Origin of the sequence: Serratia plymuthica (assembly GCF_018336935.1) — a bacterium.
GTDB classification, from domain to species: domain Bacteria; phylum Pseudomonadota; class Gammaproteobacteria; order Enterobacterales; family Enterobacteriaceae; genus Serratia; species Serratia plymuthica_B.
Genome location: NZ_CP068771.1, coordinates 2351318 through 2365359, shown reverse-complemented (window position 1 = coordinate 2365359; position 14042 = coordinate 2351318). Strand labels below are relative to the sequence as shown.

The 14042-nt window shown below is 60.0% G+C and carries 3 protein-coding genes (1 of these 3 cut by a window edge); all 3 read right to left on the bottom strand.

The features are described 5' to 3' along the window. Tightly spaced (each overlapping or abutting the next), the 3 genes in view from JK621_RS11125 to JK621_RS11115 form a layout consistent with a single transcriptional unit that may run on beyond the window. Positions 1–5708: the 5' portion of an SDR family NAD(P)-dependent oxidoreductase gene (locus JK621_RS11125; protein WP_212559839.1), read on the bottom strand. It extends 14089 nt beyond the left edge of the window; 5708 of the gene's 19797 nt are visible here — the first part of the coding sequence; it begins with the start codon at positions 5706–5708; its stop codon lies beyond the left edge, outside the window. After that, positions 5701–6834, bottom strand: coding sequence for a MupA/Atu3671 family FMN-dependent luciferase-like monooxygenase (locus JK621_RS11120; protein WP_212559838.1), 1134 nt, complete (start codon positions 6832–6834; stop codon positions 5701–5703). The genes JK621_RS11125 and JK621_RS11120 overlap by 8 nt, the downstream gene beginning before the upstream one ends. Continuing rightward, complete coding sequence (locus JK621_RS11115) at positions 6831–14042, bottom strand: beta-ketoacyl synthase N-terminal-like domain-containing protein (protein WP_212559837.1); 7212 nt, start codon at positions 14040–14042, stop codon at positions 6831–6833. Before JK621_RS11115 ends, JK621_RS11120 begins: the two co-directional genes overlap by 4 nt.

The window sequence follows — 14042 nt, the reverse complement described above, 5'->3', positions numbered from 1 at the left end:
TCAAACTCCGCAACGCCAGGCATGACGCCGCACCACAGTCGGCGCGCCGACGCGCTGCTATGCTCTCGGCAAGATTCGTCGCGGCCGCGCAGATACGCCTCGCTCACCTGGCTGACGGACGATTTGCCCTCCGCCAGATAGCGCCACATTTCCTCCACGTCGCGGGCGCCGGGGAACCGGCCGCTCATGCCGATCACCGCGATCGGCTCTTCCTGCGCAGACGGCACCGACGCCGGGGTATGCATGCCCGGGTTGCGGGCTGCTGGAGGAAGCATAGGGGCGATCGGGTCTGCCGACTCACGCTCGTCTGGCGAACCGCCGTAACAGCTGTGCATTAGCGCCCCGTGAGTCGCCATAAAGTACTGGCTGAGCCGCGACAGCGTGGCATGCCCGAAAAACAGGGCCGGCGACACAGCGATTTTCCAGCGCCGGCTGAGCGCGGCGGCAAACTCCGCCAGGCTGATTGAGTCAAAACCGAAATCCGCCAGATTCAGGTCATGCTGCAAACGATGCCGCTCAATGCTTAAAATATCGCTCACCCTCTGCTGCAATTCCCAAAGCACGCACTGTTCAACCGTCAGACCTTTCATTTCAGGATGGGTAACGGTGGTGGCTGCCGGTCGATTTTGCGCGCCCTGTTGGCGCTGCCCTCCCGCCAGCAGGCGTTGCAGCGCATCGGGCCGGCCGGCCATGACCAGCGCCGCGCCCTCTTCGCCGGCGAGCAGCTGTTCGAACACCCTCAACCCTTCTTCACTGCGCAATGCGCGCTGGCCGCTGGTTTTCAGGTAAAAGGACGTCGCCTGCTCCCGTTCGGCCGAACCCTGCGTCATGCCGCCGTCCGCCCACACCGGCCAGCCGATAGCGACCGTCTTGCGGGCGGAGCGCACGCCATGATGGCGGCGGTTGGCGTAAGCCATTTGGAAACGATTCGCCACGGCATAATCACCGGCGCCAAAATCGCCGAAAACAGCGGCGCTGGACGAGAAGTAAACGATAAAGTCCAGCGCCTGTTCTGCGCCGAACACGCTTTGCCAGGCGTTATCAATCGCCTGAACGCCCAGAACTTTCGGCGCCAGCACCTGATGCACCCCGGCGAGATCTTTCTCCGCCAGCGTTTGCTGCGTTTGCGCCCCTGCGGCATGCAAGATGCCGTCGATCCTGATCCCTTGACGCCGACAGTCTGCAAACAGAGACTCCATCTGCGACAACGCGCTCACATCGGCCTGGAGGTAGGAAATCTGACCGCCACGTTGTTCGATGGCGCGCAAATCCGCCTGTTTACCCGGCTCAAGCGGAGAACGGCCAATCAAGATCACCTTCGCCATAAAGTTTTCGCACAAATAGCGCGCAAATATCCTCCCCAACCCACCGAGCCCTCCGGTAATCAGGTAACATCCGCCCACCTTCAAACAACTTTCCGCTTTCGCGTTTTCATCGTTGTTTACGGCATGAGCGCCGCTTGCCATCTGGACCTGTTCGTACGTCGGCACATGGCGTTTGCCCTGAAGATACAGCGCGTTTTGGCCCGGTTCGCTTTGCAATTCAGCCCAGACGGCGGGAAGCGATGCGGCGACACCCTGCCAGCGCTCAACGCCCGGCGCCATGTCGAACCCGACAAACGAGACGCTCGTTTCCGGCAGAACCAGTCGCAAAGAGGCGCCGAAAGCGACCAACGCATCGGCGTAACAACGTTCCAGAGCGTCGGTAAAGGCGCTGACGATCAAGATACGGCCGACCGCGAGCCCGCTGGATAACAGCCCCTGGAACAGAGGCACCAATTGGTCCATCGCGGATTCAGGTTCGACAACGCACAACAGCGCGTTTGCCGACTCGGGTTCATTTGCCGTTTGCGCGGTCATCTTCAACTGCGCTAAGAAACGGCTGCAGGCGTCGGCGTCTGTCTGCGCCGCGTGCAGGAACAGCGCCGGTGAACCCTCTCCGGCAATCTGCATAATGCCGGCCCCCAGCGTCGTTTGAACGGCGGCGGGCAGGACGCAAATCACGCGCCGGTTGCAATGCCCGGCGCCGAGATTCACGGCGTCCGGCAGCGGCTGCTCCCTCCATCTTTCGCGAGCGATCCAAACGGCGTCACTCTGCTCTGCCTCCGCCGCACGGCGCGGCGCGAGAGCCTTTACCTCATCCGTCGAGGCGAACCAATAACGTTCCTCCTCGAAGGGGTACGTCGGCAGGTGCATCCTGCGCGGCGCGGCATCGCGATATAACGCCGCCCAATCCACCGTCTCGCCGCGCAGCCAGGCGGCCAGTTGCAGGCGCGCAAGAGGCGGCGTCTGGCCGGGTTGAAGCCCGTGAGCTCCCCCCTCGTCACGCAGCAACGCCTGCGCGGCGGCGGAACGGGCCGTTCCCGATACGTCGGCATAATACACATCGAGCGAAGCGCTTATCTTCGTTTCGCCGGCTAGATATTGCCCCAACGCTTCCTGCAGGCCATGCCAGTCGTCGCTAAACCACGCCAGACGATGCGGCATCGGCGTTCGCCCGACTTGCAGGGTATAAGCGAGATCGCCCATGCTGTGCGGTTCATCCGCGGCGAGCAGGTTGGCCGCCATCTGTTTCAACCGGGCTTCGCTTTTAGCGGATAACACCATCAGATACGGCTCATGCCGACCTGATTGCTCCTCCTGGCGCTTCACCGGCGTCTCTGCGTTCTGCAACACCAGGTGGGCATTGGTGCCCGTGTGGCCGAAAGAACTGACCGCCGCGAAACGCCGCTCGCGGTCCCAGCGCTTGAGTTCGGTATTCACATAGAAAGGACTGTCGGCAAAATCAATATCCGCATTGGGCTGGGCATAGTTCAGCGACGGCGGGATTTCGCGCTGTTTCAACGCCAACGCCGCCGTGATGACGTTCACGATCCCGGACGCAGCCTGCGTATGGCCAATATTGGTTTTCGGCGAGGTTAACGCGCAATACTGCTTGTTCTGTGCCCCTTCGCGCTGGAAGGCATCGATCAGCGCATTGCACTCAACGGGATCCCCTAACAGGGTGCCGGTGCCATGGCTGACAACATAGTCGATCTGATCGGGAGAAACGCCGCTTTGCCGATAAACCTGTGCGTAAAGCTCACTCTGGCGAGCGCCGCTGGGCGCCGTCAGGCCATTGGTTTTGCCGTCATAGTTGATTGCGCTGCCTTTGATAATGGCATAAACATCATCGCCATCTCGCAATGCGTCCTCATGGCGTTTTAACACCACCGTCGCGCACCCTTCGCCGACCACCATGCCGTTGGCGCGGTGATCAAACGCATAGCAGGCGCCGTCTGGCGAGAGCATATCCCCCATCCGCGACAAACCGTGCAACAGACGCTCCGGCTGGCAGATCAGATTGCACCCGCCGGCCAGCGACAATTCGCTTTCTCCGTTCAAAATACTCTGGCAGGCATAATGCAGGGCAACCAGCGAAGAGGAACAGGCGGTGCCGATGGCCAACAGAGGGCCTTTGGTATCAAGGAAGTAACCGATACGTGCCGGCGCCGTTCCCGTATGCACCGAGGTAATCGCAGAGTGTTCGGTCAATGGATAATCTGATTCTTCCATGCCGACAAAAATGCCGTGCTGTTGCCCGCACCATGCCTGCGGGTCATAACCGGCATCTTCAATCGCTCGCCATGCGGACTGCAACAGCAAGCGATGATGGGGATCCATATGATGGGCTTCACGGGGCGAAATCTTAAAAAACAGCGGGTCAAAGCGATCGATATGCGCCATGAAACCGCCCCGGGAGGTTTTCATTTGCAGGTCTTCGCGCTGCCGCCGCCATTGCGGCACCGGCCCAATACTGCTGCGGCCTTCTCGCAGCACTTGCCAGAATTCTGCCGCATTATCTGCCCCGGCGACCTTGATATCGATGCCGATAATGGCGATGTCGTCATTGCCGCCCTGCGCCGCACGCGGCGCGACGGTGGTTTGGCGCGGTGCTTTCGCCGCCGCGCCGCTCTGCATGCGTTCGGCAACCACGCGCGCCAACGCCGCCGGCGTGGTGTAACTGAACAAATCCGAACGCCGCACTTTAACCGGGTACGCCGCCGTCAGTCGGCTGACGAAGGCGGCAACAGAGACGGAGTCGAGGCCGAGATCGGTAAATGCCTGCCGGCAGGCTTCGTCGTCCGCGCCATTTATGCCCAGCAGGCGCGCGATTGTCGCGCGCACGTCGGCTTCGGTCTCAGTCAGGCGGCGGGCGTCAGGAGCGCGCGCGGTTTGACTTGGCCGCTCGCTGGGCTGGAACCAGCAATATTCCCGGGCGAAGGCATAATGGGGCGACGCCGCCGGAAACTCGGCGCCCGCAGGGTGAGCGCCGCGATATTCTTCAATCAGGATATGGGCATTATTGCCGCCGGAGCCGTAGCTATGAATCGCTGCGATCCTGGGCTGTTCACCTGCCGGCCAGGCCTGCGTTTCTTTCGCAAAAACACAGGGGGTGTCTTGCGTATCGCAATAGTCATTCGGCTGTTCAAAACCCGGTATTTTATGAATTTTATCGGTTTGCAGACTGCGGATGACTTTGAACAAGGCGCCCAGTGACGAGGCGGAATGCATGTGCCCCAGCAGGGGTTTCAAGCTGCTGACCCGGCAATAACCCGGCTCGAACGCCAGCCCCTGTTCATCGCAAAGCTGGCTCAGCGCCCGGTTGATCGCCGTCCATTCGGCAATGTCCGCTACCGGCAGCCCCATGCCCTGGGCCTCAATGTAAGACACGCTGCGTGGGTCGATAGCGGCTTCACGGTAGCAGTCTTTGATCAGTTCACAATGCGCATCCGTATTCGGCGACGCCATCGACACGCCGCCCTGCCCATTGAAGTTAACCCGGGTATGCCTGACGACGGCATAGACCCGCCGCCCGGCCTTCTCGACGTCCGCCAGGCGCTCCAAAAGCAAGGTGCCGACCCCTTCGGATCGGATGAATCCATCGCCATTTTCGCCGAAAGAGCGCACCTGCCCACGGTGAGTGAGCTGGCTGGCGTCATTCAATCGGTTGGTCACGTCCGGAACCAGCATGATATTGGCTGCGCCGACAATGGCCCGGTCAATGATGCCGGCTCTGAGCGCCAAAGTGGCGCGGTGAAGCGCGACGGCGAACCCGGCGCAGGTCGCATTGATTAACTCACTGGGCCCGGCCAAATCAAACTGGTAAGAAATCCGGTTGGCTATCATGCTGTCGGCCTGCGTCAGGCCGAACTCGGGCCGATAACCGTGGCGCGCCATCAGCGCGGCATACTCGTTGGATTCGCAGCCGATAAATACCCCGGTCTGCGTTTTGCTCAGCGCGGCGGGAACAAGGCCGGCGTCCTCCAGCGTGTGATAGGTTGACATCAGCAGCAGACGTTGCCGCGGGTCCATCTCTTCGGCTTCGATCGGTAAGATGCCGAACTTTGCCGCATCAAAAGAGGCGATATCGGGAATAAACCCGCCTGCCAGCACCGACCACGGCGTGTCTCCCTCGGCCTCGCCTTGCCGATACCATGCTTCGCGTTGCGCCGGCAATGTGGTGATCAACGGCTCGTCGGCATCGAGATGCCGCCATAACTCGGCAATGCTCATACACTGCGGGAAATATCCCGCCAGGCCGGTAATCGCCAAAGGCTCGATATTGCCGTTGGCAGCCAGCAGCGTTGATGCCGAATCTGAAGAAGCAGTTTTATGATTATTAATCCACTGCGCAATGAAAGATAATTGTGCTGCTTGCTTACTCATAAAAAGACTTCTCCCGCTTGAGATTAAGGTCAACCAATTGCTGCAAATAACCCAGGGCGTTTTTTACGGCGGCGTAGTCCATGCCGAAGTCCTGAAGAAAGGCAATTTCATTGACGCCGCACGCTACCGCCAAATCAATTTGTTTCTGGCATTCATCAAGCGGGCCGAATATGCCTCCGGTTTTGAAAAAGCGCGCATAGGCGTAATCAAGAATGTGATCGATTTGGCTGTTATCGAAATGCTTATCTCTGGCTTTCATCTGGGGAATAATGCTGCTGCGGATATAAGCCTTGAACGGTTCGCAGACCACCCGCTGTACCCATTCCATGTCCGGATGAACGAAGGTGTGCATCATCAGCGTCACCCGGCCGCTCAGAGGATCCAACCCCGCTTCGGCGCGGGCAGCCCGGTAGCTGCTCACATACTTGCCGAACTCGTGCAGGTCTATCCCATGCAGCATGCCGAAGACGTTATACCCTTGCAGCCCCGCATAGCGAAAACCCGGTTCCGAGACGCTGAAGTACCAAATGGCGACCTCTTTTTGAATCGGGCGCGGATATACGACCGTCGGGAAAAGCTCCCCGCCGGGGCCGGGAAAATCTACGGTTTCACCGCGCCAGAGCTGCTGAATGACCGGGATCCGCTGGTCGCGTATTTTTGCCCGATCGTCATACGTCTCGGGTGACAGGATAAAGTCCGCCTTGTTCCAGCCGCTGCCGATGCCCAGCTCAACCCGACCGTCGGAGAGAATATCCACCATCGCCCAGTTTTCGACGATTTCGACCGGATGGTGCAGCGTATTGGTCACGGCGGCTGAACGCAGGCGCACGTTTTTAGTCAGCGGCGCAAAATAAGCCGCGGCGATAGCGTTATTGGCGTAAATAGAACCGAACTCATAGAAGTGACGCTCAGGGAAGCAAACCGATTCAAACCCGGCCTGGTCGGCAAACTCAACAAGCTCGCGGGCAAAACGATATTTATCCCGATCCGAGACATCTTTGCGGACATCAGAAAAAAACAGATAGCTGAAAGAAACGTCTGTCCCAGGCTTGCCGTTCCGCGCAGCGGTCTCTGAGGTGTGGTAACCGGAGAAAAAGTTTTCCAGCTTTTGATTCAGCGTTTTCATAACCGGTTCCCTCTTGCGCCAACCTGTTCACGCAATTTTTTCATCAATAAGTTGGGGGTCGGATGATCGATCAGCCAATTCGGCTGCACGGGAAACTTCATCTGTTTTTCCAATGTGGTGCTCAGCTGCATGGCGATAATCGAGTCCATCCCGTAGTCTTGCAGGGGTTTATCCCAGTCAAGATCGTCGCCCAGCTTCATGACTTTCTCGATCCCGAAGGCCAGCACGTTGCGCAGTTCGCCGTCGCCTTCTCTCGGCGTCGCCCTGCCGGCGTCTTTGGCCGCTTCGATGGGCGCCGTGTTGGCGGCAGGCTCATGCAGCGCTGTCGCAATCGCGGCCCCGACCTCTTGTTGCAACTCGGCCGGCAAATCCTGCAAGGACAAGGAAGAGAGATAATCCGCAAACGCCGCTGGCGTTAATCCCCCTTGCCGATAGCGTTCGATGTGTTGTCGCACCGCTTCCGCCGTCGCGTGCGCCTCGCCGGCGTTTACGGCCACCGTCTGTGGCGCGTCAAAACCCAACAGCACTCTCGCCTTGTCGCAGTCGGTCACGGCCACCAGGGCCGTGGCGCCCTCTGCCAGCCCGGCTTGTATCTGCCGTACCGCCGCCGGGGCATTAATGCTGCCCATGCCCTGCCGCGCCAGATGCGCCAAACGTGCAGGCAGCCGCTCGGCCTCAACGGCGCCGTCAGTTTCCCATTGCCCCCAGCAAAGGGAAGCCGTGAGCCCATGCCGTTGTTTCTGGGCGACCCGCTGTTGCCGGTAGCGGGCAAACGCGTTCTGAAACGCGGCGGAATAGGCATAATCCGGAGAGCCTTGAATGCCGAACGCGGCGACGGAAGAAAACATCAGGAAAAACGCCAAGGGTTCATTGGCCGTTGCCGCGTCGATGTTCAGGGTGCCTGCGACCTTCGCCGCCAGCGTCTGCCGAAACGCATCCCAAGGCTTATTCACGATGGAACCGTCGCTCACCTGTCGGGCCAGCTGCACAACCCCGTGGAGGGTGATGCCGGCAGATTTCAGCTGCTGCATCGCCTGGCCGATCTGGCCGATATCCAGAATGTCGACGGCATGATAAATAACCCGGGCGCCAGAGGCCCGGATGCGCGCCAGAATCGGCGCTACCTGGCTTTCCGGGCGGCGAGAGAAAATCACCAACTCTGCCTGATAGCGCTGCCCTAAAACCCGGCAAAACTGCTCCCCCGTTTCGCCCAGAGCGCCGACCATGAGATAGGTCGCGCCCGTGCGAAAATGCGCATCCGCCGTTTCAGGCCGCTCGGATTCACTGACGCGCAACGTGTACTGCCGGCCGCCAGAGAAACGCACTGTCGACGCGCCGATCGCCTGCGTCTGTCGGCCCGCTTCAGGCGCCGACATGCCGTCGCACAGCCAGGTTTGCATCAACTGAAGCGCCGTCTCCCGGTGGGCGGTCTGCGGAGAAAAGATGACGTTCCGGTAGCTATGCCCCACGGTTTCCAGGATCGCAGAGCGCAGCAGTCCGCAGAGCGCTTCATATTGCACGGCCGCAGCTGTCAGGCCGCGATCATAGTCCGCCCGGTGACAGCAATAGAATTGCACCGGGTTTAGCCGGGCAACCGCCTGGACGGCCTGCACGCAAAGATAGGCAAGCCGCAGCCCAGACTCTGCCTCGGCGTCCGGGCTATCGGGCAGGAACAGAAAAATCGCCAACGGCTTATCGGGATGAGGGATCGCCGCCGAGAGCGCCTCTTGCAGCGCGGCGCTCTGCGCCTCCGCCGTTAAGGCATCCTTCGGCAAGGCGATATGCCGCACATCCCAGAGCGGTTGAGCGTTATCGGTGATCTGCTGAAGATGCCGACACACCTGCTCGACGCTCCGATAGTCTGCGGCGGTCTGATCCAGCACCAGTATTTGCCTGTCGCGGTTCGCCTCGATGCGTTCAACCCATGGCGTGTCTTTATCGGCATTCACCTCAACCCAGGCCTCTGTCGCCCGCAGCCATGGCGTTTCTTCGTCAGCCGGCGCTGTCCCGGCGGCGTCCGCCGAAAGTGCCGGCGCGACCACGCCGTCTGTCTCTTCGAACCAGCACGGCTGCCGGTAAAACGGATACGTCGGCAGGCTGATTCTTTGGGGGAAACGGCGCTCAGCGCCTTCAGCGGCCTGCGGATAGAGTAAATCCCAGGGCAGCGCCGCCCCTGTGGCCCAGGCCGCCGCCAGCGCGTGCAGATCCGCCGGGTTGGCGCATTGATGGCGCTCAAGCGCCGGCGGGTTGCCGTTCACCGTTCCTCTAAAGAGTGGCGGTGTCGCAATATCCCCGGCGATAAACCGGCCCAGTTTCTCTTGCAGCTCGCCGACCGAGGCGGCGACAAACGCCAGCCGTTCCGTCATGGCCTGGCGCCCGCTCAGCAAGGTATAAGCCAGCCGGCTCATATCGACGGTACGGCCGGCCGTTTGCTCCTCCTGGAGCCAGGCCAGCAGATTTTCCGCCATCAGCGGCAAACGGTCGGCCCGCATCGCCGATAAGGCGATCACCTGCGGCTTATCCTCCGCCACGTCAGACACCGGCGGCAGATACTCTTCAATCACCATATGCGCATTGGTGCCGCTGTAGCCGAAGGCGCTCACCGCCGCTCTTCGCGGCTGGTTTTCATCATGTCGCCAGGGCTGGAGTTGCGTATTGACGTAGAAAGGCGAATCTTCGAAGTTAACGTGTTGGTTAGGCTTGATAAAATGCAGCGATGGCGCGAGTTGCCGGTGTTTCATTGACAGCAGCGTTTTGTGCACGCTTGCCATGCCGGATGCCGCTGAAGCGTGGCCGATATTGCTTTTCACCGAGCCGAGGCCACAGAAACGCTTGCGCGATGTCTGCTCTCTGAAGACGGCGGTCAGCGCTTCAAACTCAATAGGATCGCCGAGTTTCGTTCCTGTGCCGTGCGTCTCCACATAGCTGATCGAATCCGGGTTTATTTGAGACCTGCGGTAGACTTCTCTCTCCAGTTCGATCTGGCTGTTGACGCTGGGTGCCGTAATGCCGTTGGTTTTGCCGTCTTGGTTGATGCCCGAGCCAATGATGACGCCATAAATATGGTCGCCGTCCGCCTCGGCCTGAGACAGCCGTTTCAGCACCAGGCATCCGGCGCCTTCGCCGGGCACAAATCCATCCGCCGTATCATCGAACGCTTTGCACTGGCCCTCAGGGGACAACATGCCGGCAGAACACATGCCCATGTAGGTTTCCGGCATCAGATAAAGGCTGACGCCGCCGACCAGCGCCAGGTCTATTTCCTCGTTTTGTAATGCCGTGACGGCCAAATGGGTCGCGACCAGCGAAGACGAACACGCGGTATCGACAGGGATGGCCGGCCCTTTCAGGTTAAGGAAGTACGGAATTCGCGCCGCGCCGATGGCGAAGCTGTTGCCGGTGCCGGACAGCGGCCGCGGGGAGTTCAGCATCAGGTGAGCATATTCATAGCTCATTATCCCCATATAAACGCCGCAGTTCTGCTGACTCAACGCCTCGGGGCTGTAGCCGGCATCTTCAAACGCCTTGTATCCTTCCTGCAGGAAAAGACGGTGCTGGGGATCCATGCCTTCCGCTTCGGCGGGCGAGATCGAGAAAAAGAGCGGGTCAAAACAGTCGATATCCGTTAATGCCCCCAACCATTTGCAATACACCTTTCCTTCCGCGCGACGATCGGCATCGAAGTATTGATCGACGTCCCAACGCGCTTTGGGGACCTCACGCACGGCATTGCGCCCGTTCGCCAGGTTATCCCAGTATTGCGTCAAATTGTCCGCATCGGGATAGCGGCCGGCCATGCCGATGATGGCGATTTTCTCTTGCCGGCGATGCGGGATGGCGGCTTCTTCCGAGCGTGCGGGCGCGATGGAAGCGGCCGGTTTCAGAACCTCGGGACGTGCGTCCTCAGGCGCTGAAACGGCCGCGTTCGGTTTTGGGCGCGGCGTTGCTCCATCGGATTGCGTCGCAATATATTCCGCCAGAGCCTGAATGTTGGGGTAGTCGTACAAACGCGTGGCAGAAAGCGCTGTGCCCAGCGTCTTGTTTATCTCATTGATCCATTCGGCGCCGATAATCGAGTCCAGACCTAACGCCGAGAAGGCGCGATCGTTCTGAATGTCTTCCACCGCAATGTAAAGTGCATCAGCCAGGCTGGCTTTCAACAATGGCGCGATCGCCGCGACCGGCTCGCGTTGCCGCTCTGCGGAGCGCGCCGATGCCGCCACGGTGCTTGGGGCGATAGCCGGCCGGCCGTCATGCCGAGGCGTATCCCCGGCATGACGCGGTTCCGGCGCGCCACTGAGCGCGATAAACTGCGCCAGTTGCCGAACGCTGGAATAGTCGTATAACCGGGTAGCGGATAAGGCGCTGCCAAGCTGTCGGTTGATGTCATGCACCCATTCAGCGCCGACAATCGAGTCCAGGCCCATTTCAGCGAAGGAGCGATCCAGATGGATATCCGCCTCGGCGCAACAGAGCGCCCGGGCCAAACTGGCTCGTAATGCGTCGATGACGCTCTCCAGCGGTCTCTCGCCGCTGCGCAGGGCGCCGTTGCCGTTCACCGTGGCAACCCCGTTGTCGTCATGGTCCTGCTCGTCGCGCCGCCCCCCCTGCGCCAAAGCCGCGTCGCCGCCAGCTGCCACCGGCGGATTGGCGTCCCTCTTCGATTTCAGCGGCTGCAGCCGGATCTTTTCCGAATGGCTGGCCCTTTTCATCGGTTCTTTTGCCGGCTGGATGGCCGCGACGGTCACCGCCGGCTGCGGCTGCGTCTCCTTGATCCAGTAACGACGGCGATCGAAGGGATAGGTTGGCAGCGCCAGGCGCGGATAATGCCGGCCCGCGTATAGCTGCCGCCAGTCGACTGCACCGCTCGTCACCCAGGCCCGGGCGACTTCACTAAGCTGCCGGTTCTGCCACCAACGCGCGATATCCTGCGCATCGGCATGGGAAGCGCGTTCCGCGCCCTCGTTGTTGACAAAAATGGCCTCGTCACTGGCGGCGGCCGGTGTTTTTTGCGCCAGAAGGGTCAGTTGGCGCAAAAGCGAAGCCGCATCTTCGGCCACGAATGCGGCTCGCACCGGCATCGCATCCCGCGCCGTTTGTAATGTGTAGGCGAACTGCTTGAAGTGTGTCGCGACATAAGCCGAATTTTGAGCGACATACTGCGTCAAATGCTGCGCATAGACCTGCAGCCTTTCGCTGTTCTTGGCCGACAGCACGATGATTTCCGGCTCCAGGACCAGGGACAACGGCTCGTCAGGTTCCTGTCGGTATTCCTCAATCACCAGATGCGCGTTCGCGCCGCCGGCGCCGAAGGAGCTCACGCCGGCCCGCAATGGTTGCGTCACGTCACCGATCGTCGGCCGTTGCCATGTTTCGCCCTCCTGAAGGACATAGAACGGGCTCTCTTCCAGCTCCAGCAAAGGGTTCAGATTCTGGCAGTGCAGCGATTTGGGCAAATATTCATCCTGCATCGCCAACAACACCTTGATGACGCCGGCAACGCCGGCGGCGGTTTCCGTATGGCCGATATTGGATTTCACCGAACCTAATGCGCAGTGTTTCGCCGCCGCAGTATGCAGCCCGTGTTCCTGATAGAGATTTTTAAAGGCCGTTTTCAGGCCGTTGACCTCAATAGGATCGCCCAGCGGCGTGCCGGTTCCATGGCACTCAATATAAGTAATGCTGCGCGGGTCAACCCCGGATTTACTGTGCGCATCGCGAATCAGCTGAGCCTGGGCATTCGGGTTGGGGGCCATCAGCGAGGTGGCGGCGCCGCCGTGATTTTCCGCCGAGCCGATAATGACCCCGAGAATACGATCTTTATCCGCCTGCGCGGCGGACAGCCTTTTCAGCATGACGACGCCAACCCCTTCTCCACGGGCGTAGCCGTTGGCCTGATCAGAAAACGTCTTGCAGCGGCCGTCCTCGCAAATCATTTCGGCCTTGCTGTACAGAATGTGCATTTTCGGGCTAAGGATCAGGTTGGCGCCGCCGGCTATCGCCATATCGCTATCACCGTGCTGAATGCTCATCACCGCGCGGTGGATCGCCACTAAAGAACTTGAACAGGCGGTGTCGATAATTTCGCTGGGGCCATGCACATCCAGCAAATAAGAGAGGCGGTTCGGGCAAAACATATGGGGGATCGCCGTGAGCTCGACAATATCGCGGGATTGGGCATTCAGGACAGTTTCGGCATAGTCTTGCAAATTGATGCCGGCAAATACCCCGACCTTTTTTCCGGCCAATGCCGAAGGGGCGTAACCGGATGACTCGATGAGCTGCCAGGCCGATTCTATAAACAACCGATGCTGAGGATCCATGGTCTGAGCTTCACGCGGTGAGATGCCAAAAAAACCCGGATCGAACTTATCCACGTCCTGAATAAAGCCGGCGTATTTAACATTGGTCAACTCGCCGTCTTTCGGGTTGCCGTAGATGGCTTTCCAATCCCAGCGTTCTTTGGGAATTTCACTGATGCAATCCCGGCCCTGGTAAAGGTGGCGCTGCAGCGCCTCCACCGAGGAAGATTGCGCAAACATTCCGCTCATGCCGATGATGGCGATCGGCTCGTAACGCCCGTTTGCCGGTGCGCCAATGGGCCGGGCCCGATCGCCCGGCGCAGCGCGCCGTTCCCGTTGTCGCTTGATCTGATGACTTTTTGCCAACAGCGCCTGAAGGTGCCGGGCTGATTTTTCACCGGCGACGATGTCTGCCGCTGCCGCCGGCCCGCGCCGTTGGCCCAGCGCCCATTCGGCTGACCGGCTGTCATCGCTGCGGACGGGCGAAGGCTCATAGCGCGCCGCGACATGCTGGCCGAAACGCGCCATGATGATATCTGTCAGTTCCTCAATGTTTCTGGCTTCAAAGAAAATGGCGGCGGAAAGCGACACGCCCAATGCACCGGCGATACGCCCCATAATTTCCGTAATGACAATAGAATCAACGCCGTAGGTCGATATCTTTTCCTCGCTGTCGATTTTTTCCGCCGGCAACTTGAGGATCATGGAAAAAATGCCCAGCACCTCTTGCCGCAGCGCCTGGCGGCAACCATCGCCGACGGCAGCGGCAAGCGGCCATTCAACGGCGGCGCGAGCAGGATTGACGTCGGTAGGCATAGGTTTCCTGGCGGATTGCATCAACTCAGCTTCCAGCGCATTCCGGGCTGACTCGTGTAAGTCGTGGGTGTTGTTATCTTTGCCTGTCAT